Origin of the sequence: Arthrobacter psychrochitiniphilus (assembly GCF_003185915.1) — a bacterium.
Taxonomy (GTDB): Bacteria; Actinomycetota; Actinomycetes; order Actinomycetales; family Micrococcaceae; genus Specibacter; species Specibacter psychrochitiniphilus.
The window spans coordinates 110,489-135,009 of sequence record NZ_QHLZ01000003.1 but is presented as its reverse complement, the minus strand read 5'-3'; the positions used below and the strand labels follow the sequence as shown (position 1 = coordinate 135,009).

Sequence of the window (24,521 nt, the reverse complement as noted above, 5' to 3'; positions counted from 1 at the left end):
GGGCCCGTTGCGCGGCGGAAAGTTAGAGCCCCAAGCCGCCCAACACCTTCAAGGATGAGGCATCAAGTAAGGCAAGCGCGGGTACACCGCTTTTGCTCAGGCCCACCCATTTCTGGTTCCCGCCACCATTGTTCTGGTAGAGGATAGGCAGACGGGAGTCCCTGTTCAAATCGAGTGAATTGCCAGGGGACGCCACCGAGTTCAAATGCCCATCAGCCTGATAAACCCACTGTTGCGCCACGCTCGTGGCATCACAGTTGGTGGGCCTGCTGGGGTTTCTGCTGGTCAGGCACAGATCGGGCCGGGCTGCGTTATGTACCGCCCCGCGGGCATCCATGACCCACTTCTCATTGCTCGCCCCGGCACATTCGGTGCTGACCGTGGATGCTGTGGGCACCCGGGCTTCCAGCGAACCGTCAGCGTTGGTGTAAAGCTTTAGGCAGTAGCCAGCAGCGATTCCGCTGTTGCCGGCGTCAACCTTGATCCCTGCACCGGCGGGAATCACCGCAGTGCCCGCCTCCGGGACCAGGCCGGTGCTGTGCAAGAGCTCCTTGAAACGGTTCTGTGTAGCCACCGTACCGAGTGTGTCTGCGTAGTAGCGCAGGAACTTGTCAGCATTTTTTACCGCCGTGCCACTGGCCAGGATCTTCTCGGCAACGGCCTTTGCTACGGGGCTTAGCTCCGTCAGGTCCGCCTTCCACGTGTTGAGGGTAACGGTGGCTGCGGCACTTAGCCGGGGCAGATCGCTGCCGGCCAATCCTTCCAACTCAGTTTGCAGAGCCGGCAGCTCGGCCTCACGCACCGCTGTGTAACCAGCGTCCTGGCCAATGGTCACGGCAGCAGGCATGGCCGGCAAATCAGTGGCAATCTCTATGTGGTTGCCGTACTGGCGGCTCACGCCGTCGGTCTTGCAGAACAAGTCAGCGCCAGTGGGCTTATCAGCCTGGGCAATGTTGATATTGAATTGCAGTGCCGTTGTGGCCGAAGCCCCTGCCATACCCCCACTGAGTGCAAATGTCTTGGCCGTTCCGTCCTGAAAGTCCACATCCATCCAGCAAACCCGGGTGGTTGCGGGTGCGTTCTGAGCCGGGGCCGGGTAGTCAAAGGTGTTACCCCAGTTGGAGCGGAAAGCCGGGTACAAAACAGCCTTGGCAGGATTGGCCGGCACATAGCCGCCCAGCAATGTCACCACGGGCACACCCGTAGCCTTTGGCCGCAGGTAGTTAAAGGAGGCGTTGGCCGCCTTCGCATCAACATAGCCCTGAGCCCCGGCATCCCAGGCCCGGTAGCCGCTGGGGTAGGACAGGTCAGGAACCACGGAGGTCAAGTATTCCTGAATACGATCGGCACTGTAGCCGGTGTGGAAGGTGTACTTCGAGTAGTTTGATTCAACCCACCCACCGGACATGGCATCCACCAAATAGTTGTAGGAGCCCCCGAAGGTCTGTTTGAATGCCAGACCGTTCAGGTCCACGCCCTCCGGCCGGTACGTTCCCATCTGCAGATTTGTGCGCATGGCATCACGGTAGGCATTCCATCCCCAGCCCGAATCAGCATGGTGTGTGGCGTTGATGGTTGCCGCATCCCCTGGCAGGGACCCATTCTGCCCGGGGTAGTGACCCAACCCGTAGGAATGCCCCAACTCGTGGCTGAGTTCGTTGCCGCTGGAGGAATAGATGGTAGCCATGCCGTTGCCGCCGGACAGCCCATGTTCGGCCCGTCCATTGGCGTACAGTCCCGCCGAGTGGTGGATGATCCGCTGGTTGAACAGGCCCGGCTGGTTCTGGTTCATGAGAGCGGATGTCATGCCAAAGTTCGCTAGGTTAATGCCTGTGGAAACCTGAGCCTTGCCCACACTTTCGCGCATATCCCCCGAATAGACGTCCCCCGTGGTGACAGACGGGCTTTCCGGCGTATATATGTTGCCATTGGCCACGATCACCTTCTCCAACTGCACACTCTCATACTTCGCCATGATCAACTTTGAGACAGGGACGGTCTGGAAATAGTCCGCAGCCGATTGCGCCGGCTGGTTGATAAACGCATGATCCCCATTCATATTGGGGGTTGTCAGCATGCCCAACTCAATATTGTTGATGACCAGTTCCGTGGCCGGTGCCATGGTGATGTTCGACGCCGGCAGGGTCCCGGTTGCGCTGTTGGCGTTGCTGAACGTCAGTTCAAGCCCGGGGCGAACCACATTCCACGGCAGTTCCACGCTCCAGGCACGCTTTGAGTAGACCACTGCGGGGCGGTTGGCTGGAAAAGTGGCGTCTGTTTCCGGTAGTTCCTCAGGTTTTTTCATCTCAAACTGGCCCGCGGCAACGCCCTTGATCTTCGCCGTGACGCTGACCTTGGTAGTTGCCGCGGAAGGGGTGAACAGCAGCAGGGCCGCACGTTCTGCGACAAGATCAGGCATGTCCACGGCGTCATTGCCGGCAGGGTTGATGGTGTGGGTTTGCGCGAATTCCACCATGCCCGCGAGCTCACCCGCAGAGAGGTCATTGCGGATAGCTCTCGGTGCCCCATTCTTGTCCACATCATGGAAGCCCACCCCCTTGTCGGGGCCGGGACCATCAAGATAGCCGGCGAAGGGGTCCGCCAGTGGTGTTCCCAGTTTGACGGGGTCTGTTGCAATTGTTTCTTGCATTCCACCGGCACTCCAGGTGGTTCGCGGCAGGAAGTAGCCTGCATCGCGTTCTTCCTGCGTCACGGTGTGCTGGGGCGTGGTGCACGTGTAGCCGGCACCGGCAGCAAGGTTGAGCCGACGGCAATTCTCTGCGCCGTCAGATCCGGTGAAGGGGGTGAATGCGCCGGATTCCGGAACGGCGTCTACTGCTGTGGCGCCCGTGTTGGTAACGGTGAAGCTGTAGGAAAGTGCCTCACCTACCTCATACGGATTTGCCGCAGTGTCACGTTGCGGATCGCTGGGAGTGCCAGAAATACTCAGCGCGCCCACCTTTGTTGGCACACCTGCTCTCAGGGCAACGGGCGGGCTGGCCAGTTCCTTGGTTTCAGAACCAACCTGCCATGTTGTTGCCGCGGCAAAGAATCCGGCGGCAAGGTCCGCTTCCGTCACGGTATGTTTGGGGGCTTTACAGGCATACTCTGCCCCTGCGTTCAGGTTCATCCAACGGCAGTTTCCAGCACCATGGGCGGGGACGAAAGGTACAAATTTGCCGGAAATGGGCACCACTGTTGCACTCTGGGCCCGGTTGTTTTTGACCTTGAAATGGTAGGGGATCTGCTCCCCCACCGCGTAAGGGTTGCGAAGGACATCACGGGTGACATCACCTAGCTGGCCGGTGACGGTGATGCCACTGATGTTCAGCTCCGCCGTTCCGGCGGCGAGTACAGAAGCGGATGCGTCAAGTGGGATGGACGGTGCCCCCACGGCTGGAACTGTAATGGCTCCTCCCGTTACAACCGCCACAGCCAGGACCGCTCCGGCCACTGCTGAAATTTTTCGCTTAGTGCCATTAGATGGCGAGGTTCTCTTCACTGAGTTCCTAGGTGTCAGGGGTGCTCAATGCCTTCCGGCATTGCACCCGGCGTAGAAAGTTGTGGCCCGAAGGCACACCGTCCAAGACAGGACATGGCATCTATCGCGGGCGCAAGGACACCGCCCACAGCTGCTGACTACTCAGCGGCTGTGAAGAAAGTAACACCTTAGAAAGGTCACTGCGAGCAAAATTTCGAATTTAGTTATGCATAACAAAGCTATTGAACCTTTTGGCCTATCTGCAGCGCCAAATTACCCAAAAGAACAGGGCACGCCGGTAGCCTGTTCGGGTTCTACGGTGAGAGCCGCTGCCTCAACTCCCGGGTTGCACCAAGCCAGTGTCATAGGCCAGCACTACCGCTTGCACCCGGTCCCTGAGCTCAAGTTTGGCCAGGATCTTACTGACATGGGTTTTGACTGTTTGTTGTGCAATGAAAAGTTCGGCAGCTATTTCCTGATTGGACCATCCGCGCCCCAACAATGTCATCACCTCGAGTTCCCGTTCGGTGAGCCCGTCAAGACGTTCCAGGGAGAGCTGTGGCCGGGCACGTGAGAGCGCGAATTGCTCAATCAAACGCTTCGTCACTGATGGTGCCAGCAGCGCCTCCCCGGAGGCCACAATACGCACAGCAGCCACCAACTCCTCCGCGAGCGCATCCTTGAGAAGAAAGCCGCTGGCCCCCAGCCGGAGCGCATCGTAGACGTAGTCATCCACATCAAAGGTTGTCAGCATCAACACATGCGTCACCCCGGCCGGAGCACTGGAGATATCTGTGACATCTGGGCCAGGCCCGGCCGCGGCGGGATCGTAGGCCGCGGCGGGATCACCGAGGGCGGCGGGATCACCGAGCCTAGCCGGGCTGGCATCGGCCAGGATCCTGCGCGCAGCTTCTAAGCCGTCCATGACGGGCATGCGCACGTCCATCAGAACAACATCGGGGCGGTGGATGGCCGCCATCTCCACGGCAATGGCGCCGTTCTCGGCCTGGCCCACCACAGCAATATCATCCTGAGCACCGAGCAGAGCGGCAAATCCTTCTCGGACCATGGCTTGGTCATCCACTACTAATACCCTGATGGTCATGGCTGTGCGTTTCCCTTGCTGCTGTTTGTGCCCTTGGCACCCGCGGCGCTCAAGGGGAGTTTTGCTGTGACGGAGAAGCCGCCGGCGGGTGTTGGTAGGCACGTAACAGAGCCACCCACAATGTCAGCCCGTTCTCGCATTCCAATCAACCCCTGACCCACATGGCCGCCTTTATCCAGCTGCGCCATGACTGCCCCTACATCCGAGCTCGAGTTGACTACGGAAATTAGCAGCGCACCGCCCTTCACCACGAAATTTGTTTTTACGCTGGCCCCGGGAGCGTGCCTGATGACGTTGCTCAGCGCTTCCTGCACAATTCTGTAGGTAGTTAAGGCGATGACCTCACCAATGTCATAAGTTTCCACGTCAGAAAGCTCGGGTTCAGCGATCTGAATTCCTGCGGACCTCACCGATGCGAAGAGTTGAGGTAGGTCCGAGAGTGTGGGTTGGGGCCCCAGGACGCGGCCCGCTTCAGAGTTACGCAGTGAACCAAGCATGCTGCGCATTTCGGTCATGGCACGCCGGGAATTCGCCGCGATATCATCAAATTCTTGCTTGAGTTCGTCGCTGAGCCCGGGGTGCCGGTAGCTGGCCGTAGTTGCCTGCACCACCACAACAGACATCCCGTGCGCCACCACATCATGAAGTTCCCGGGCTATGCGTGTACGTTCTTCAGCCAGCCGTCGCCGGGACTGTTCATCAGCACTGACTGTGCGCTCAGCGGCCAGCTCCGTACCCAGATGCTGCCATTGCTGGGCAACTACGGCGGCCACCATAAGTCCACCGGATACCCCAGCGAAGATGACCACATTGTTTTGGGCACCTTCTGACTGGCTAAGGGGCATGGTCAGATAGTTGGAAATGACACCCACGCCCACGCTGGCCAGCCACGCGGCCGAGGCAACCATCCAATGCGTGCGCAACCCGGCAACAACAATCACCAAGACTTGGGTGATCATGGCAACCACGCTAAAAGGCATGGGTGTTGCACCCACCGGGTTGGACACCAAGGGCATAACAATCATGGGCACCAGCGACACAATGACACCAGCCACCGGACGTGCCGCAGTCAATCCCAGCGAAGCCGAATGCAAGATGGCCATGCCCAGCGCGAAGGGCAGCGCCATGTGGTACAAACTTCTGTTCAGCGGCGCTCCAACAGCAAGCAGGGCTATACAGATAACCGCAGTTCCTAGCCACACCCAGCTGATCCCCCGCATCCGCCAAAGGTTCACCGTGTTAAAGGGTGTGAGCGCTTCCGTGCCGGAGCCCGCCTGATGAGCTGTTGCTACTGGCCCAGTTGCGTGCTTGTTCGCGGAAATCTTGGCCGGATCAGAGTTCTTAGTTGTTTTCATGCCCGGCGTCTATATTCTCCGTGGTGAGTTCAGCAGTGGGTCCGTCAGTATCCAAGCCGTTCAGGCCGCCTGCCGGTGCGCCGTGCCAGGACGCAAGCCGCCATCCGCCAGGAGCGGTGCTGCCCGTTGGTTCACCGTCCAGCGTGACTATGCCCGTGTTGGAAAGATCGTAATATTTGGGGTCTGACCAATCCAAGTTCACACCGCGGTGCCCTGCCCAAAAACGAATCATGGCACCGTGGCTGACCATGGCAACGCTCTGGTGAGCTGCTGCCGCTTCCTCAACCACTGCGTCGAAGCGCTCAAGAACATCAAAGCCGGTGTCTGCGCCGGGCATCCGGACGGAGAGATCTCCGCTCAACCAAGACTTCAGAGCACTCAGATACGCTTCAACCGACGCCTTGTCACCCTTCATTTCCAGGTTTCCCGCACTGATTTCCCGCAACCCGTCACGCACCACCGGGGAGAGGCGCCGAACTGCAGCGAGCGGGGCCGCTGTCAGGGCCGTACGGGTCAGATTGGAAATGTAGAGGGCGTCAATATTGTGTTTGGCCACCGCCTCCGGAACGGCTGCCGCCTGCAGCTCCCCCAGCTGTGTCAGGCCAGGCCCAGGAACAGCAGTGTCTAGCAGGCTGCGCACATTGTTGGGAGTTTGTCCGTGCCTAATCAAAATCAGTCGCATGTTCCTATTCTGTCCTATTGCTGCACTGAGTTCTCCCCCGCGAAGGCGTGCGGCTCTCAGCGGAACTCCCTGTGGAACTCTTAGCGCAGCTAGTTCAGGGTTCTGGGTGGCGGGCGTCGTAACGGACAAATCCGGGCTGCCAAATAGCCAGCAACCACACGGTTATGATGCACAGCAGACCACCCATGACTGCCGCCCATCCCTCGCCTAGTGCGGATCCGGTGGCCCCCGAGAATACATCACCCATGCGCGGCCCGCCCGTCACCACCACAACAAAAATTCCTTGCAGCCGGCCTCGCAAGTGATCGGGTGTGGCGGCTTGCAAAATAGTGGATCGAAAAACCGAACTGACGGAGTCAGCTACACCGGCCACCACCAGCGCCGCCACAGCGGCAACAAGCCAAGGCGAGATGACGCCGTCGTGCGTGTGCCCTCCCGCCAAAACAGCACCGCCTAAGCACGCCACCGCCCCGCCCCAGACGGTGATGGACCACACCACCGCTAACCCTTGACGGCGTACGTGCCCTAACGGTCCGGAGAACAGGGCTGCCAAGAAAGAGCCGGCGGCAATGGCCGCCAGCAGCAGGCCCGCGGTCTGGTCTGCGCCGCCTAGCCACACTGCTCCGATAGCCGGTAATAGTGCACGGGGCAGGGCAAAGACCATGGCGCACATGTCCACCAAAAATGTCATGCGCACATTCTTTCGGCTGCCCAGAAAGGAAAACCCTTCTAGGACGGACCGCACTCCGGCTCGCTGCACGGTGCCACCATCCGCCAGGGGCAGCGGAGGCAATGGAGGGAGCCGGAACAGGGCCCACAAGGAGGCGGTGAAAGTCAACACATCCACTGAATAGGTCCAGGCGTACCCCACATTGGCTACCAGCACCCCCGCCAATAAGGGACCCACCGTGGTTCCCAAACCCATCACGATCATGCTCAACGCGTTGGCGGCGGGCAGGAGTTCCAACCGCACCAGGCGCGGGACAATGGCACTGCGGGCAGCCCCATTCATCCCTGCCGCGGCCGATTGGATAGCAATGAACCCGTACAGTAGGCCCACATTGCCCAGCCCCAGCCATGCCTGAGCGGCAATGCCGATCGTCACCAGCCACAACACGGTAGAAGAGGCCAGCGCCACTTTGCGGCGGTCATGGGTATCGGCCACGGCTCCTCCGTAGAGCCCGGCAATCACGAGAGGGACCAATGCCACCAGTCCCAGCATCCCCACAGCGAGAGTGGATCCGGTGAGGTTGTACACCTCGAGGCTGACGGCAACCACTGTCAACTGCGTACCAATTGAGGAGAGGCCGTTGCCGATCCATAGCCGCAGAAACGGGCGGCTTTCACGCAACGGAGTAATGTCCGCAAGGAGTTTTGGCACGGGTTCAGCTTATCCCCGCCGTAGCTGGGCTACGCTTTCTGTACATGCCTATGGTCAGGGAGGCCAGGTGCCAACAGCACGGGAACAATTGCTTGCGTCAACAATTTGGGGCATTCGCCGGCCCAAATTCGCACTGACACCCGGACACTTTCTGCTGCGTCTAAATGACCCGGCCATACCCTTTGATCACCAATCTGCCACAGATTTACTGCACTGTTATGGGCATTTGCGCCGCGCACTGACCGAACTCACCGGCGCCACTGCCGCCCAACTGCACCTGTCTTTGAATTGGCAGCCGGTGGGCAACGCCATTGGCGAACCACTGGCGGAAACTTCCACCCCTACGCTGCACACCTTCTTCGCGTGGCCGGGAAGCCGGGCTGCCTCTGCCGTACTGGCCCTGCCCGCCCATGAACGGTCCGCTGTCAGCAATAACCGCGAACTTGATGGCCAGCTCCGGGACTGGCGCGGTGGCCGGCTCCAAGCGCCCCCAGCTGCCCCCGTTGAGTCCCCGAGCGTGCTGACCCATGCCCCCCTTGCCAATGAATCACTATCTGAGGCGGCTCACTCATGGGAGCCGGAAGGCTGGGCGGAGCGACCCTTTCACGTGGAACCGGCCCATCCTGGTCCTGGTCTGCCCTTTCGCGGAGGGCACTGGACGGCGGTACCTCGCTTCAGCGCTGGGCCATTAGACACTTTAGATCCGGACTCCTTAGTGGTCTTGGCAGAGACCATGACAGGGCTGGGAACCCACTCACAGCCACCTTTTCAAGGCATGACGTTCTGGGCCACGGATGTGTGGAGCTCGCCCGCACCATCAACCATCCACCTCTTTGGCCGCCAGCATGGTGGCGCACCTTCGCTGCTCTCTGAATTCGTCACCCGCGGCGGACTTGAGCTTCCAACAGACATGCCATAACCACCATGTCTTAACCGGCATGCCTTAACAGGGCTACGAGTTCCCCCCGTTGCGTCTTAAACTTGTCGTCTCTTATTGCTGGGGAAGATCAGGGGTTCATCGCATATTGTGGATAAATGACCAATAACCCTTCCTTCAACGAAGAACAGACTGCACAGCTGATATCCATCGCCATGGACCTGGCCCGTGAGGGCAAAAATGCTGAACTGGCCGAATTCCTTGACCATGGACTCTCCATTGATGTCCAAGACCCGGACGGCAACACTTTGTTGATGCTGGCAGCATATAAAGGTGCCAGCGAGACGGTGTCCTTGCTGATTGGCCGCGGTGCCAACGTAGACATCCGCAATAATCGTGATCAGTCACCACTGGCAGGCGCCTTGTTCAAGGGCGAGGACGCCGTGGTGGGCCTTTTAGTATCCGCCGGTGCAGACCTTGACGCCGGAACCCCCTCGGCACGCGCCACCGCCGCAATGTTCGGCCGCGAACACCTCCTGGGCTAACCAGCCGCGCCCCGTCCCCACCCCTTCACATAAACCGCGCCCGCCTCCCAAATCTGCGCCCGGTCTACAGGGCGCATTTGTGGGGAACGGGCGCGAAAACCGCCGGAACCCGAAGAGGGACAAGCTCGATCAACGGGGTAGCCCCTCCCGTTAACTAACAACAGCGGCACCTACCTTCCGCTGAATGCGAATGGTAGATGCCGCTGTGGTGCTTTATGCAGGTGTTACTTGGAAGCCTGGTGGGCTTCGATTGCCTTGCGAACACCCTCACCGTAAGCCGGATCGGCCTGGGTGCAGTTGTAGATGTGGCGCTCGATGGTGGCCTGTGAGGCACCGTCGATGGCGCGGGCGGTGTTCTCGAAGAGCACCTGGCGCTGCTCTTCGTTCATCTTCTCGCGGAACAAAATACCGGGCTGCTCGAAGTAGTTGGCATCATCTTCGCGGAAGTTGAAGCGGTCTGCGGTAGCGCCGATAGCCTGTGCGGGATCGGCATATGCGGGCTGTTCCGGCCAGCGGCCGTAGGAGTTCGGCTCGATGCCGGGGGTGCGGCCCTGGTTACCATCTACACGGCCCTGACCGTCACGGTGGTATGTGTTGGCCGTGGCGTTCTTCGGTGCGTTTACGGGGATCTGGTGGTGATTCACACCGAGGCGGTAGCGCTGTGCGTCACCGTAGGAGAACAGACGGCCCTGGAGCATGCGGTCCGGGGAGAAGCTAATGCCGGGGACAACGTTGGCCGGAGCGAAGGCTGCCTGCTCAACATCGGCGTGGTAGTTCTCAGCGTTGCGGTTCAGTTCCCACTCGCCGACCTCGATCAGCGGGTAGTCCTTCTTGGACCAGACCTTGGTGAGGTCAAACGGGTGGTACTTGTAGGTCTCTGCATCGGCTTCAGGCATGATCTGAACCATGAGCTTCCACTTGGGGAAGTCACCGTTCTCGATCGAGTCGAAGAGGTCGCGCTGGCTGGACTCGCGGTCGGCAGCAACCAGCGCACCGGCTTCTTCATCCGTCAGGTTCTTGATGCCCTGCTGGGTGATGTGGTGGAACTTGACCCAGAATCGCTCGCCTTCGGCGTTGATCAGGGAGAAGGTGTGCGAGCCGAAGCCGTGCATGTGGCGGTAGCTAGCCGGGATGCCGCGCTCGGACATGACGATCGTGACCTGGTGCAAGGACTCGGGCAGGTTGGTCCAGAAATCCCAGTTATTCTCGGCGCTGCGCATGTTGGTGCGCGGATCGCGCTTGACGGCGCGGTTCAGGTCAGGGAACTTCAGGGGATCGCGGAAGAAGAACACGGGGGTGTTGTTGCCCACCAGGTCCCAGTTTCCCTCGTCCGTGTAGAACTTCAGCGAGAAGCCGCGGATGTCACGCTCAGCATCGGCAGCGCCACGCTCACCGGCAACGGTGGAGAAGCGAGCGAACATTTCAGTCTGCTTGCCAACCTCGGAGAAGATGCTCGCCTTGGAGTACTTGGAGATGTCATTGGTGACCGTGAAGGTACCGAAGGCGCCTGAACCCTTGGCGTGCATGCGACGCTCCGGGATGACCTCGCGGCTGAAGTGGGCCAGCTTCTCAAGGAACCAAACGTCCTGCAGCAGCAAGGGACCGCGGGGGCCGGCGGTGAGGCTGTCTTGGTTGTTGGCAACCGGCGCGCCTGCGGCAGTTGTCAGTGGCGCGGTATTTTCAATAGTCATTTTTGCTATTCACTCCTAGTACTCGTGAGATCGTTTTCAATGCGAAGTCGTTTACTTGCGCAGTCCGGACAAGTGCCCCAATAGATGACCTCGGCTTCATCAATGCTGAAACCATGGTTATTGGAGGCGTGCAAACAAGGTGCGTGGCCAACAGCGCAGTCGACATCGGCGATGTCCCCACAGGATCGGCACACAACGTGGTGGTGGTTATCCCCCACCCGCGTTTCAAAACGTGCCGGTGACCCTGCTGGTTCAATGCGGTGCACCAGGTTTGTCTCCACCAGAACTGCCAAGACGTCATAGACGGCCTGTTTGGAAACACTGCCCAATTCATTCCGAACTTCACCAATAATGGTGTCGGCATCGGCATGCGGATTGGAGCTGACTGCTTCCAAAACAGCGAGGCGGACTCGAGTCACACGCAGCGACGCTGCCCGTAACATCTCTTCCGACTGCTCTTTGGTGACCATGTGTCAATCATGCTCTCTGTTCTGGACTCAGTCCAGTTAGGCCGACCTAAGGTGTTGGATCTAATCCCCCACAGGTGCCGCTAGGTGGCGAGCTATCCACGCCCTACGGTCCTGCTCTGGCACTGGCACCGCTGCCTCCCTACGCTCAAACCATGGACACTTTCACCGGAATCCCCGAGGCCGCGCTTGGTTTTTATGCCGCGTTGGAAAGTAACAACAACGCTCAGTGGTGGCGTGAGAACAAAGACAAGTACGACGCCGATGTGCTGGCACCGCTGTTGGCGCTTAGCAGGTCTCTGGAACCTAGGTTTGGGCCCGGTAGGATCTTCCGCCCGCATCAGGACATGAGGTTTTCACGCACTAAAGAGCCGTATAAAACCGCCCAAGGCATGTTCCTCTCACACTTTGAAGACGTGGGGTACTACCTCCATCTCAGCTCCTCGGGGCTGACCTTGGCTGGCGGCTACACTTCTGCCTCTGCGGCCCAACTCTCCCGGTACCGGGCAGCCGTGGATGCCTCGGCCAGCGGCACGAGCCTCGTGGGGATCGTTGAGCAGTTAGTGGCAGCCGGTTTCACAATTGGAGGTCAAAAACTGAAAACTGTGCCCCGAGGCTTCCCCAAGGACCATCCCCGTCCTGGACTACTGCAGCACAAGAGCCTCAACGCCACGCTGGATCTTGGTCAGCCCGAATGGCTAGAAAACAACGGCGCAGCAGAACGCATTACCGAGTATTTGGAACAGCTCCGGCCTCTCATTGACTGGGTGGTCCGCCATGCCGCACCTTAGACGATTACCCCGAGCTCCGGCTCTTCGACGCCCACTGTTTCCGGCGCTCCCTAAAAGTTATCCGGGGATCCGCTTGAGGTAGTAACGCATGGGAGCGTGCCGGATCCACTGCGGAGTGAAGGGAATCAGCACGCGCATCAGCCCAAGGCCACTGTTTAACCACCGCTCCCGGGCAACCGACCACGGCAAATCAAACATCTCTCTGACCGTGGCCGGCAACAGCCCTGCCGTAAGAAACCTGGCCAGTGGCATGGCCGCTCGAATCCACAGCGGCGCGCTCCGGGCCGCAAGTAATTGTGCTGCCACATTTTGGGTGGTCTCATCCACGCCCAGACGCGCCAGCTGTTCATCCCAATAGCTCTTGAAGTCTTCTGTGGTGGCGGGCCACGCTTTCGCGGGCATGCCCAGAGCCGTACCGAGCGAACCGTAGTCCCGGTAGATAGCTTGTGCATCCTCTTCAGCCAAAGCCGGGAAGATTTTGTTGTAGATCTGCATCCCGGAGTCATACAGGGTTGCCGCAACCCATAACTGAAGTTCGCCGTCCTGGGCATGGTAGTGATGTGGAGAATCACTACCGGCAGAGCTTACGGGGCGGTGGGCTCTATGCACTTGGGACACCATGGAGGCTCGTTGTTGAGGGGTCCCGTTTGTTATGGCGTAAATGTAGGCCAGTGTGCCGTGGAATCGCTTGAGTGGATCGAGGGCAAAGCTGGAATGCCGTGCTACTCCGTAACCAATGGCCGGATTGGCAAGTTGTAAAAGGATGGCCCGGCCCGCACCAGCCAACATAATTGCTTCGGGCGCTATATCTTTGATGCCGCGGCCAAAGACCATTGCAGAACCCTTCTTTAGCCCTGGCCGCGGTCAGCTCTGTGCTCGCAGTGGCAGGTATATTGATCGGCGCAATCCCCAACCATGGCGCCCGTGATGTTACTTCTTGGAAATGTTCACCATGTGTTCACGGTCAACTACCTTGACACGTTCGCGTGACACTTCGAGCCCGGCGGGGTGGGTGTAGCTTTCGCCGAGGTGCTTCTCGTGGGCGTCAAGCTTGTTCCACCCTTCCCACGTTGTGTATTCAACACCGCGGGACTCCAGCAACTTCACTATCTCTTCTTCACCTGGGTGCTCCACAACGGGCAGGTTGAGCCTGTCCTCAAGCAGGCAACCAACGGTTTCCAAGGCATCACCCTTGGTGCTGCCGATCAGCCCTACCGGGCCACGCTTGATCCACCCTGTCGCGTAGAGACCAGGCACGTGACTGCCGTCGGCTGCCAACACACGTCCGCCGTCGTTCGGGATTACGCCGCGGCGGGAATCAAAGTCCACCTCGGGCAGCTCGGAACCGAAGTAGCCCACCGCGCGGTACACGGCCTGGAACGGGTAATCGATGAACTCGCCGGTGCCCCGCACGTTACCCGTACCATCAAGCTCATTGCGCTCAAACCGCATGCCGGTCACGTGCCCCTGCGCTCCAAGGATCTCCACCGGAGTGTGCAGGAAGTGCAAGTGCAGGCGGCGTGAGGCCGGAACGCGGGTTTCGTCGTGTTCCTCAGCTAACCAGTTAGTGAGGGTATTGACCATGATCTTGACCTGATTATTGCTCTTGATAGCGGCATCGGAGGCCGTATCAAAGTCGAAGTCTTCCTCGTAGAGGACAATGTCCACATCGCGGGAGTGGCTGAGTTCACGCAATTCCAGCGGCGTGAACTTCACTTGAGCGGGGCCGCGGCGGCCAAAAATGTGCACATCCGTGACAGGGGAAGCTTTCAGCCCCTCGTAGACGTTGTCCGGGATCTCGGTGACGAGCATGTCATCTGCGTGTTTGGAGAGGACCCGTGCCACGTCCAGGGCCACATTGCCATTGCCAATGACGGCAATTTCCTTGGCATTCAAGGGCCATTCGCGCGGCACATCGGGATGCCCGTCATACCAGGAGACAAAGTCCGCGCCGCCGTAGGAGCCTTCAAGGTCCACCCCGGGGATGTCCAGCATGGCGTCCTTGGTGGCACCTGTTGCGAAGATGACGGCGTCATAGTGGCTTCGCAACTCGGCCAGGGACAGGTCCCGCCCATACATGACGTTGCCAAAGAATCGGATGTCACCCCGGTCCAAAACTTTGTGCAGGGCGTTCATGATGCCCTTGATGCGGGGGTGATCGGGGGCCACGCCGTAACGGATCAGACCGTAAGGGGCCGGCTGCGATTCAAAGAGGTCGATGCTCAGCTGCACGTCGCCGTCAGTAACTTCCTGGGACTTCGTGAGAATATCCGCGGCATAGACGCCCGCAGGACCCGAGCCGACGACAGCAACGCGGAATGGGCGGGTGACACTGAAGTTTGCCAAGAAAGAAGTCCCTCCGAACCGTGAATCGCAACATCCCTAAAGCAACTGTTGCATATGGAAGCGCACATTGCGCGCCGCTTTTTCAGTCTAATTGTGTTCGCATATACCTAACAGGGCAAAGTGAGCAAACCCTCACTAAGGCACGCTCTCTGCTACCTGTGGGCGGGCTGACGTGGCATTTCTGCCGTATCGGTGTTCTTATGGAGTTTGTGACAGTAAGCGAACCCCCACTTGAGAACACATCGCGCACCAACAAAAAGCCAGGCAGGCCCGTACGATCCGAAGCTGCCAAGGGAGTGTTGTACGGCGTTGGAGCCTACGGCCTCTGGGGTTTGCTGCCCATTTATTTCATCTTGCTAGCGCCCGCCAACAGCATTGAAATTGTGGCCAACCGTGTTCTCTGGTCAGCCATTTTCTGCGCCCTCATCATTACCGTCAGCCGCGGTTGGGGAAAAATTGCCGCCGCCCTGAAAAACAAGCGCATCATGGGCACCCTCTCCGTGGCTGGGGTCCTGATCCTGATCAACTGGCTCACGTACGTCTATGCGGTGACTAGTGGCAGCGCGGTTCAAGCCTCTCTGGGCTACTTCATCAACCCCCTGGTCTCGGTGTTGCTCGGAGTCCTGGTGCTCAAGGAAAAGCTCCGGCCTATGCAATGGTTGGCCGTGGGTGTGGGCTTCGCCGCCGTTGTGGTGCTGACATTTAGTTATGGCAAGCTTCCCTGGATTGCCCTGCTGCTGGCCTTTAGCTTCGGCACCTATGGATTCGTCAAGAACCGGGTTGGCGGAAGGGTCGACGCCGTCACGAGCCTCAGCATTGAAACCGCCGTCTTGGCCCCCTTTGCCATTGCCGCCATGGTCATTCTGACGCTCGTGGGCCAGGCAACCCTGACAGGGATGGGCCCCGGACACTTTTGGCTCATGGCCTCCTCCGGCATCATCACGGCGGTCCCGTTGCTGTTCTTCGGAGCCTCGGCCAGCCGCTTGTCCATGACAGGGATCGGGCTGTTGCAATTCATGACCCCGCTGGTCCAATTCGTCATCGCCATCACCATCCTTGGCGAACCCATGAGTACCGAACGCTGGATTGGTTTTGCCATTGTGTGGATTGCCTTGGCCATCCTGATCACCGACATGCTCATCAGTTACCGCCGCACCGTGCGGCTGCGCTAAATCCCCTGAGATTGGAAGTCCCGCGGGACAACCACCATGGGCACCGGCAGCGAGCGCAGAATCTTGTTCGCGGTAGATCCGAGGAAGATCTTGTGGCTCTCGGCCAGCCTGCTGGAACCAACAATGACCAGCTCACCTGATTTCCAGCCGATGCCGTCAATGGCTTCTTCAATGTTGCGTCCGTGGGCAAGCGTGAGCGTGACCTTGTTGTTGGGCAGTGTGGCGGCAGCCTGGGCGAGGACGGTATTGACATGCTGCTTGGCCGGGCTCAGCGCATTGTCTTGGTCAAAGCTGGACTGCGTGTTCTGGTCGATTTCAACTACGGAAACCAGCCGCAGCGGGACGTGACGGCGCCCTGCGGCGATAGTTCCGACGTCGAGCACGGCTTGCCAACCCGTCCGCATGCCCGTCATGACGGTCAGCCGGGTGAGCGGGTCTCTACGGTTGTAGCCACGCGGGGCCAGCGCCACGGGGACGGGTGAGGCGTGTAGGAGACCGTTGGCCACCGAGCCCACTGTGAAGCGTTTAAACAACCCGTTACTGGCGGCTCCCACAATGATCAGGGCGGCGTTGTCCTCCTTGGCGGCGTCAATAAGACCGTGGACAAAGGAATCGGCAACACGCAAGGAAAAGCTCGCCTCGACGTCATCCGGCACCAATGCCAGAGCACGCTTCTGAACGTCCTGCCCTGGTGTCTTGGCGCTGTTGACCACGTAGACCAGGTGCAGTTGTGCCCCCTGTGTCCTGGCGATGACACCGGCAAGCGCAATGGCATCCGCGCCCCGCTCATCAGGCCTGTATCCCACTACATATTTCATGCCACGCCTTTCGAGGGGCCCCGGAGACTTCTTTGTTCCCGCAGAGGTTTGTAGCCTCGACTGTACATTGCAGAGCATCCGGCGAACAGCTTTTGCACCAAGCTGCTGTGCCCTTATTCGAGGGCACCTATTCGCGGGTGCTTATTCGAGGGAGCTTGCAGCTTCCAGCGCATCCTGCTCTCGCGGGCCCCGCAGGGCCAGCAGCAGCACACCCCACAATAAGACACCAGCACCCACCATCACCAGAGAGCCACCTGTCTCCGCAACGGTCATGGGCCAGGGAGTTTGCGAATACTCCTGCCCGCCGATGATCTGGATTTCCTGACCCAACGCAAGTGGGTATAGCTGCGAAGCAAACCAGGACCATACTCCTGCCGCCGTCAAAAACACACCCACCACCACGGCACGTTTGCCGGAGGGAATACCGGGCGTGCCATTGCGTCGGGGAGGCGCCACGGTTGCGATGGCAAGGATGATGAGTCCAAGGACAATGAAGGCGGCAGTAGCCCGTTGCAGAGCCGCTGGCCATGGGATAGCCCGGGGGTTGTTCCACCGGCTCGGATCATAATATATTTCAGGCATCAAGGTGGCACCAAAGAGGGCAAAAATTCCGATGCTCAAAGCCACTAGCCCCACAACTACCCCACCAGCCCACAGCGGGATGGCTTGGCGCCGGTGCTGCCTGGAACCGAGAAAAAGAATGCCCGCCAGCAGGGCAAGTGCGGCCGCTAAAAGAGCCGGGGCACCCGGGATGATGGCATACCCCCACGCGATCACCATGATGCCATGAGAGGTGCTCGGATCAACGCTGCTGGCCGATGGAATCAATGCCACTGCCACCAGGCAAAAAGCGGCCGCAGCAAAAGTTATGGCAATGGCGCCAAGCCCAACTGCCCAGGTCCTCGCAGTCCAACGTGACTCCGAGACGGTACCTTCAATGTCCGCACCAAGCCCAGCGTCGCTAGCATCCGTCTCCGGAGCGTCCGTTCCCGGGGCTTCCGCTTGGGCCGGCCCTGGGTTGGTAAGTCCAGTGCCGGCATACTCAGAGAGCGTCCTGAGGGGCTGTTGTCCGCTACCGGCGGGATCTGGCGCGTTTTTCTGTGGCTCTTCCGGATCCACAAAGTTGGTGGCATGGTCCACGCCCCCGGGCTGGAAGATGACCGGATAACGTCCATCAAAGTTATTACCCGCCATGCCACTCCACTACGCCTATCCGGACCGAGAATATTCTGCCCCAGCCTACCCATTACCAGCTTTTGGAGCTAGTACCCCACGGCCGCCGCTTCTTCCGGTGGTGTGGCTGTGGCCGCACGCCTCTGGTAAATCGCTCTAATTACCGGGTACAACAAGGCACCAGCCATGACCAAGCCGGCAGCCGCCACCAAGGCTGGCGCCAGCATGGGAGCCAAGATTGTCCACGCCGGCATGCTGGGGTAGGCGCCCTGGAATCCTTGGGTAGTTGAGACCTGGGGGAACAAGAGTTGGGCATACTGCGCAAAAACTGCGGCAGCCAGTAAAAGCAGGCCAACAGTATAGAGTCGACGACTTGAGAAATTATGGCTAATGGCCAGCGCGGCAAACATCAACAACCCCACCAGCAACGGGCCGAACGCCATGCTTTCCAAGATGATAGCAATGTCCGGTGCCCTCGAATAGCTATGTGTAAACCCAGTGTCGGTACTGGTATCTACGTGAATTACCGGCGGAATCAGGTATACCGAGAACTGGGCATAAGCTCCCCCCGCCACCACGGCGGCTGCCGCCAAGGCGAAAACCCGCCGCAACCCGGTGCGGCGGGTTGGGTGTTGCTGGGAGTAGAGAAAGAGCAATGTTGCAAGGACTCCCAGCCCTCCTGCGATCATCGGCGCCGCCAACTGTGCCGTGAGGTAGGTCCACATTTGGTCCGACACGATAGCGGAGTCATCCCCTTCGGCAGCTGTCATCCACACTGGCACCAGTGGAGCAATGACACCCAGCGCCAGCAGCAGCGCACCGGCAACCGCCGGCATCCCCCAAAGCCGCCAGGAACGCTGCGCCGTGGAAGCTCCCTCCGTGGAGCCGGTGGGCGTTTCAACGATTGATGAGCTGGCAACATCGTCTTGCGGCGCTATTTTTCCCACAGGTTCAGGCAACGGATCGTGGCCGGCCTCTGGCCCTTGGACGAGTTTGGCTGGCACGGTGGCTGCAGGCATAGAAGGGACAAGCTTAGAAGGGACAGACTTAGAAGGGACAGTGGCGTCTGGCGCGGGCCAGTGCATACTGGCAGGCAAATCCTCGTTACCGGGCTGAAATATGGCCGGATATCGTTCATCAAAGTTCTTAGCTGCCATGCCACTCCACTACGCCGGTACGGAGACGAAAATATTCTCTCCACCCTACCCATCGCCTGCTTCCGCACGCCAACAAGACGCAGTCGTAGTGGTAAGACACAGACATGCTGGCGGGCTTGGACCTGGCTGCGCTCCCCGCTCCCCAACAAAAACGGCACTCGAGGCGAGCCAAAAAGGCTCGGCTTGAGTGCCGCCGTCGTTTGTTCCCTACCCGCTCCCCAGAGTCATTCTCTTAGCCGGGGATCCTTGCGTGTGTGGGCTTATTCTGATTTTTTGCTAGAGCGCCGCGCGGATGGCGTCGCATAGGACGTCGAGACCGTCGTTGAGCAACTCATCGCTGATGACCAGCGGCGGGAGCAGACGGATCACGTTGCCATAAGTGCCGCAGGTCAAGATGATGACACCGGCTGCCAGGCAGGCGCCGGCGATGGCCTTGGCTGCTTCAGCGTTGACTTCCTTGGTTGTTGTGCCTGTGCCGGGCTGAACCAATTCAATGGCCATCATGGCGCCTCGGCCACGGATTTCACCGATGATGTTGTTGGCGCCAAGCTCCTGAACCAGAGCCGTAAACCGGTCAGTGACGATGCGTTCAATGTTGGCGGCACGGCCGTTGAGGTCGTGCTCCTTCATGGTCTTGATCGCTGCCAAAGCGGCGGCGCAGGCAATAGGGTTTCCGCCGTAGGTGCCGCCGAGGCCGCCGGGGTGGACGGCATCCATGAGATCGGCGCGGCCCGTGATGGCGGACAGCGGCAGGCCCCCAGCGATTCCCTTAGCCATGGTGATGATGTCCGGAACAACGCCTTCGTGCACCGTGGCGAACCATTCACCGGTGCGGCAGAAACCGGACTGAACTTCGTCAGCGATGAAGACAACGCCGTTGTCCTTGGCCCAGGCGGCCAGGGTGGGCAGGAAGCCGTCGGCGGGGACAATGAAGCCGCCCTCGCCCTGGATCGGTTCGATCAAGATCGCAGCAACACTGGAGGCGCCGATCTGCTTCTCGATCATGGTGATGGCGCGTCGCGCGGCCTCTTCACCCTTGATGTCGCTCTCTTCGCGGTACGGGTAGCTCATGGGGACGCGGTAGATTTCCGGCGCGAACGGGCCGAAGTTCGTTTTGTACGGCATGGCCTTGGCGGTCAGGGCCATGGTCAGGTTGGTGCGGCCGTGGTAGGCGTGGTCGAAGGCCACAATGGCGTCGCGGCCCGTAGCTAGGCGGGCCACCTTGACGGCGTTTTCCACGGCTTCGGCACCGGAATTGAACAGCACGGTGCGCTTCTCGTGGGTGCCGGGGGTCAGAGCATTGAGTTCTTCGGCAACCTGAATGTAGCTTTCGTAGGGGGTCACCATGAAGCAGGTGTGCGTGAAGTGGCCCACCTGCTCCCGAACCGCTTCAACAACGTTGGCGTCAGAGGCTCCAACGGAGGTTACGGCGATGCCGGAACCCAAGTCAATGAAGGAGTTGCCGTCAACATCGGTGAGAATGCCGCCGTCGGCGTCTGCCACATAAACCGGCACCGTGGAAGCCACTCCGCCAGCAACAACTGACTTGCGGCGTTCGTTAAGTGCCTGTGACTTGGGGCCGGGGAAGGCGCCGAGGATCTCGCGTTTTTGGGCAAGGCGGTACTGAATATCACTCATGGAAAATTCCTTTCAATTTGGTGCTGGCGGGACTGTGGCCGCGCCTAAACATTGTTGGACTACGCGTCCAGGTTGCTCATGACGTGCTTGATGCGCGTGTAATCTTCCACGCCGTAGATCGAGAGATCCTTGCCGTAGCCGGACTGCTTGAAACCGCCGTGCGGCATTTCGGCCGTGAGCATGACGTGGGTGTTAATCCACACCACCCCAAAGTCCAGATCGCGGGAGAGGCGCATGGCCACGCCATGGTTAGAGGTCCAGACGCTGGAGGCCAGGGCAAAGTCGACGTCGTTTGCCATCTCGAGCGCCTCTTCCTCCGTTTTGAAGGTTTGGACGGTGATGACAGGGCCAAAGGTTTCTTGCTGCACAATGTCATCGCTCTGCTTGACGCCGTCCACCACGGTTGGAGCGAAGTAGAAGCCCTTCTCGCCCACCTGCTTGCCACCGGTGACAACTGTGGCGTACTCGGGGATGTTCGCCACTACCTTGACCACGGCGTTGAAGTGGTTGATGTTATTCAGCGGTCCAAAGTAGTTCTTGGAGTCGTCGGCGTTGCCGGTTTCCAAACCCTCGGACGCTGTTGCCAGTGCTGCCACAAATTCCTTGTGAGCTGACTCTTCAACCAGCACGCGGGTGATGGCCGTGCAGTCCTGGCCGGCGTTGAAGAAAGCGTACTCGGCAATTTCCTGCGCCGTCTTACCCAAGTTGGCGTCAGCGAAAACGATGGCCGGGGCCTTTCCACCCAGTTCCAAGTGCGCACGTTTGAGACCTTCCGCGGCTCCCTTGGCTACGGCAATGCCGGCCCGCACTGAACCAGTGATGGAAACCATGGAGGGGATCTTGTGGTCAACCATGGCGGCGCCTGTTGCCCCGTTGCCCAAGATAAAGTTCAGAACGCCGGCGGGGACAATGTCTTTGGCAATGTCGGCGAAGACCAGCGTGCTTTCAGGTGTGGTGTCACTGGGCTTGAGTACCACGGTGTTACCGGCGGCCAGAGCGGGGCCAATCTTCCAAATGAGCATGAGGAACGGGTAGTTCCAAGGAGTTACTTGGGCAATCACGCCAACAGGTTCGCGGCGCACATACGAGGTGAAGTTTTCCATATATTCGCCAGCGGAACGGCCTTCCAGGAGGCGTGTTGCACCAGCAAAGAAGCGCAGCTGATCGGCTCCGGCAGCTACTTCTTCATCTGCGATCATCGTCTTAACCTGACCGGTGTTGCGGTGCTGAGCCTCAACGATTTCCTCACTACGAGCCTCAACGGCGTCGGCGAGCTTGAGCAATACACGCTGGCGCTCACCCGGAGTGGCACGCTTCCACGTTTTGAACGCTGCCGCTGCTGCTTCCATGGCCGCATCAATATCTGCCTGGCTGGAGATGGGAGCCTTGGCCACAACCTCGCCGTTAGTGGGATTGACAATGTTGAGGGCGTCCGTGCCGGTGACGGGCACAAATTCTCCATTGATGAAGTTCTGCAAGGTCTGGACCACAGTGTTCAACCTCTTTAGCTTGGTGTGGGAGTTTTAGCTCGGAAGGGAAATCGCGGCCTACACACACCGCATATGCGAAATCCTAAGCCCGAAACCACATTCAAGCGAATAGCCAACTGCACCACTGTGGGCATTAGCTGTAGTGCGTTTGTATAGTTATTGCATGGCACTTTCCTTGGCAGACCTTTTGGGCACACCCGGCCTGCACCTAAAAAACTTGGGTTCAATGCGAACCCCGCTCACCTCTGCGATCGACTGGGTTGCGGTGACAGAGCTGGAAAATCCACAGGGGTTCCTCAGTGGAGGCGAACTGGTCCTCACCACGGGTGCCCGGCAGGGCACTGCCGATGCCCAGCGTTCCTTTGTTCGCCAGATCAAGCAGGCGGGCGCCGTCGGAATTGGTTTTGGCATCGGATTTGAGCATGATTCTGTGCCGACTGCCCTACTTGCCGAGGCAAACCGTTGGGCGGTTCCGGTAGTTGAGGTTCCCTACAGCACTCCTTTCATCGCCATCGGAAAGCTGGTTGCGGATGCGCGCTCCTCCGATCACTACATAAAATTGGAGCGGCTACTTCGGGAACACCAGGTGCTGGCACGCGCGCTACTGACGGGCGGTGGGCTCCCGGCCTTGCTCATGAAACTCTCGTCCATGGTGGTAGCCGATTTGGTTATTACTCAGTACGGCGGGGAAGTGGCCGCAACATCTGCCGGCGCCGCCCCTGACGACGACGCTTGGCATGCCGTGGCGCTATCCACTGGAAAGCGCGATTCCAGCACGCTGTGGCTCCGCCGCCCCTTTCACGACGACGGGATTGTTGACTACGCCCGCGGGTTGATCAGTATTGAGCTGAATAACTTGGTGCAGCGGCGCCAAAGTGCGCGGCAGATCGCCGGACAGGTCATTTCCGACATAGTCCGGGGAACCCTTGAAGCGGCAGATTCGTCCGCCCGTCTTGAAAATCTGGGTATCGCCCCCGCCAGTAAGAACTTTGTTCTGCTAGTGAGCACCGAGACGAACAAATTCCCCACTCTTGCAACCATCACGTTGCCGGCAGGTCTGGAAAGTGCTGTTGCGGCAACCATCAGCTCCGAAGGCAAGCAGGAATTGCTGCTGGTGGTCCCCACGCAGGCCGGTGATCCTGCCGCATTGGGCCGGGCGTTAAGTCATCAAATGCACAACATCAAGATCACTGCTCCGGTGGGAATTGGCGGCGCATACTCCCAGGCGAATGGACTGCGTTGGAGCTATTTTGAAGCACGTGAAGCAGCCACACGCGGCTTAGAGGTCAACGTTCCGGAACGGCTGAGCCTGACCTCCCTCCTGCTTGCCAGCGAAGACGTACCGATGGCAGATATGGCCGCTGAAGCGCTGGGACCGCTCGCCGCGTTCGATGCTGCCCACGGGGCCGAACTTGTAGATACCTTGGAAAGCTATCTTAGACTCAACGGTTCTGTGGCAGCTGTTGCCGATGCTCTTGCCCTGCACCGCAACACCGTACGCTACAGGCTCACGCAAATCACTGAGTTGACTGGATACGACCCCGCGCTGACGCCGGATCGTGTGCAACTGTGGCTTGCATTGGCCGTGCGCAGGCTGTCCCCTCCGGCCTGAACCGGTTGGGGTGGTTCTGCTTGAAAAAGGCTGCGCCCGGACGCTAGCCGGAGTCTTCGGCTCATCGCTGCAAACGAGCCGTGAGATATGGCGGCTTTGAGGCTTCAAAGCCGCCATATCTCACGGGTCAGTTCGCGGATCTAGTCGCGTTTTCCTGGCAACTGCTCGCTAGACCCCGGGGTTCACCCGGCGCATCACCAACAGGAGCAGCCCAACACCGGCCAACAGAATGGCAGTTGCAGGGTAGATAGGCCACAGACCGGTGCCGGTGTAGGCCAGCTGAGCAGGTGCGGCTTCTCCCCATGCCTGAACATTGGAGCTCTCCGGCTGGATGTGACTGGCAATCACTAACTGAACGGCGGAGTTAGCCGTCGCTCCGGGAGTTGATGTGGCTGGTGTAACCGGGGTTACAGGCGTAACCGGCGTAACAGGGGTAACCGGCGTAACCGGGAGTTCTGGAGTCACGGTGTTCGTGGCCTCGGAGCCCGAGGAAACCGCATTACCCACAACACCCACCGCGTTCCCGGAAACATTCACCGGAACCGTCACAGGAACAGCCACCTGAACATTCTCCAGAACGTTGCCCAACAAACCACCCAAGAGGCCACCGTTACCGGCAGATCCCTGGTTGGAACCCGGGTTGGAGGTCTGCTGAACCGGAGGTACCACAGTGGTGTTAGTGGCCTGCGAATCAGAGGAAACCGCATTACCCACAACACCCACCGCGTTCCCGGAAACTT

Annotated in this window: 19 protein-coding genes and 1 pseudogene; 5 read left to right on the top strand and 15 right to left on the bottom strand. The window is 59.5% G+C overall.

The features are described from left to right. Window positions 1-22: 22 nt before the first annotated feature. From CVS29_RS06170 to CVS29_RS06150, 5 genes are all read right to left on the bottom strand, one after another. Entirely contained in the window at window positions 23-3,454 is a 3,432-nt protein-coding gene (locus CVS29_RS06170) for a M66 family metalloprotease (protein WP_110105472.1), read from the bottom strand. Between the two features lie 361 nt (window positions 3,455-3,815). Then, window positions 3,816-4,586 carry a response regulator gene (locus tag CVS29_RS06165; RefSeq protein WP_110105471.1) on the bottom strand — a complete coding sequence of 257 codons (771 nt, stop codon included), beginning with the start codon at window positions 4,584-4,586 and terminating at the stop codon, window positions 3,816-3,818. Continuing rightward, entirely contained in the window at window positions 4,583-5,941 is a 1,359-nt protein-coding gene (locus tag CVS29_RS06160; RefSeq protein WP_110105470.1) for a sensor histidine kinase, read from the bottom strand. The genes CVS29_RS06165 and CVS29_RS06160 overlap by 4 nt, the downstream gene beginning before the upstream one ends. Next, window positions 5,928-6,623, bottom strand: a complete 696-nt coding sequence (locus CVS29_RS06155; RefSeq protein WP_110105469.1) for a histidine phosphatase family protein — start codon at window positions 6,621-6,623, stop codon at window positions 5,928-5,930. The genes CVS29_RS06160 and CVS29_RS06155 overlap by 14 nt, the downstream gene beginning before the upstream one ends. 94 nt (window positions 6,624-6,717) lie before the next feature. After that, a complete protein-coding gene (locus tag CVS29_RS06150; RefSeq protein ID WP_110105468.1) occupies window positions 6,718-8,004 on the bottom strand; it encodes an MFS transporter in 1,287 nt (428 codons plus the stop codon). 67 nt (window positions 8,005-8,071) lie between these two features. Between CVS29_RS06150 and CVS29_RS06145 the strand changes: the two genes are divergently transcribed. Then, window positions 8,072-8,923: a hypothetical protein gene (locus CVS29_RS06145; protein WP_110105467.1), complete on the top strand. Its 852-nt coding sequence runs from the start codon at window positions 8,072-8,074 to the stop codon at window positions 8,921-8,923. A gap of 116 nt (window positions 8,924-9,039) precedes the next feature. Beyond that, window positions 9,040-9,426, top strand: coding sequence for an ankyrin repeat domain-containing protein (locus CVS29_RS06140; protein WP_110105466.1), 387 nt, complete (start codon window positions 9,040-9,042; stop codon window positions 9,424-9,426). A 224-nt stretch (window positions 9,427-9,650) separates the two neighbouring features. On the opposite strand, the gene CVS29_RS06135 is transcribed toward CVS29_RS06140, so the two are convergent. Beyond that, the gene (locus tag CVS29_RS06135; RefSeq protein ID WP_110105465.1) at window positions 9,651-11,117 is read right to left on the bottom strand and encodes a catalase; all 1,467 of its coding nucleotides are present in this window, start codon (window positions 11,115-11,117) and stop codon (window positions 9,651-9,653) included. 5 nt (window positions 11,118-11,122) lie between these two features. Then, window positions 11,123-11,587: a Fur family transcriptional regulator gene (locus CVS29_RS06130; protein WP_179442483.1), complete on the bottom strand. Its 465-nt coding sequence runs from the start codon at window positions 11,585-11,587 to the stop codon at window positions 11,123-11,125. Between the two features lie 152 nt (window positions 11,588-11,739). Here CVS29_RS06130 and CVS29_RS06125 point away from each other — a divergent pair, with 152 nt between their 5' ends. Next, complete coding sequence (locus tag CVS29_RS06125) at window positions 11,740-12,375, top strand: DUF2461 domain-containing protein (protein ID WP_110105655.1); 636 nt, start codon at window positions 11,740-11,742, stop codon at window positions 12,373-12,375. Window positions 12,376-12,432: 57 nt separating this feature from the next. Here CVS29_RS06125 and CVS29_RS06120 read toward each other — a convergent pair whose 3' ends face one another. Together CVS29_RS06120 and CVS29_RS06115 are read right to left on the bottom strand one after the other, a co-directional pair. Then, on the bottom strand, window positions 12,433-13,209 hold the full coding sequence (locus CVS29_RS06120) for an oxygenase MpaB family protein (protein WP_110105464.1): 777 nt from the start codon (window positions 13,207-13,209) through the stop codon (window positions 12,433-12,435). 96 nt (window positions 13,210-13,305) lie between these two features. Further along, complete coding sequence (locus CVS29_RS06115; protein ID WP_110105463.1) at window positions 13,306-14,721, bottom strand: FAD-dependent oxidoreductase; 1,416 nt, start codon at window positions 14,719-14,721, stop codon at window positions 13,306-13,308. Between the two features lie 200 nt (window positions 14,722-14,921). Between CVS29_RS06115 and rarD the strand changes: the two genes are divergently transcribed. Beyond that, complete coding sequence (gene rarD / locus CVS29_RS06110; protein ID WP_110105654.1) at window positions 14,922-15,893, top strand: EamA family transporter RarD; 972 nt, start codon at window positions 14,922-14,924, stop codon at window positions 15,891-15,893. On the opposite strand, the gene CVS29_RS06105 is transcribed toward rarD, so the two are convergent. The 5 genes from CVS29_RS06105 to CVS29_RS06085 form a co-directional block, all read right to left on the bottom strand. Next, window positions 15,890-16,711: a universal stress protein gene (locus tag CVS29_RS06105; protein WP_110105462.1), complete on the bottom strand. Its 822-nt coding sequence runs from the start codon at window positions 16,709-16,711 to the stop codon at window positions 15,890-15,892. The two genes, rarD and CVS29_RS06105, sit on opposite strands and share 4 nt — an antisense overlap. A 141-nt stretch (window positions 16,712-16,852) precedes the next feature. Then, a complete protein-coding gene (locus CVS29_RS06100) occupies window positions 16,853-17,905 on the bottom strand; it encodes a hypothetical protein (RefSeq protein ID WP_110105461.1) in 1,053 nt (350 codons plus the stop codon). Between the two features lie 68 nt (window positions 17,906-17,973). Beyond that, a complete protein-coding gene (locus tag CVS29_RS06095; protein WP_146213001.1) occupies window positions 17,974-18,903 on the bottom strand; it encodes a hypothetical protein in 930 nt (309 codons plus the stop codon). A 414-nt stretch (window positions 18,904-19,317) separates the two neighbouring features. Then, the gene (gabT, locus tag CVS29_RS06090; protein ID WP_110105459.1) at window positions 19,318-20,679 is read right to left on the bottom strand and encodes a 4-aminobutyrate--2-oxoglutarate transaminase; all 1,362 of its coding nucleotides are present in this window, start codon (window positions 20,677-20,679) and stop codon (window positions 19,318-19,320) included. Between the two features lie 59 nt (window positions 20,680-20,738). Further along, on the bottom strand, window positions 20,739-22,169 hold the full coding sequence (locus CVS29_RS06085) for an aminobutyraldehyde dehydrogenase (protein ID WP_110105458.1): 1,431 nt from the start codon (window positions 22,167-22,169) through the stop codon (window positions 20,739-20,741). Between the two features lie 163 nt (window positions 22,170-22,332). On the opposite strand from CVS29_RS06085, the gene CVS29_RS06080 reads away from it, so the two are divergent. Further along, the gene (locus CVS29_RS06080; protein ID WP_110105457.1) at window positions 22,333-23,781 is read left to right on the top strand and encodes a PucR family transcriptional regulator; all 1,449 of its coding nucleotides are present in this window, start codon (window positions 22,333-22,335) and stop codon (window positions 23,779-23,781) included. A gap of 168 nt (window positions 23,782-23,949) precedes the next feature. Here the strand turns inward: CVS29_RS06080 and CVS29_RS18385 are convergent. Next, a pseudogene (locus tag CVS29_RS18385) lies at window positions 23,950-24,521 on the bottom strand (hypothetical protein); the annotation flags it as partial.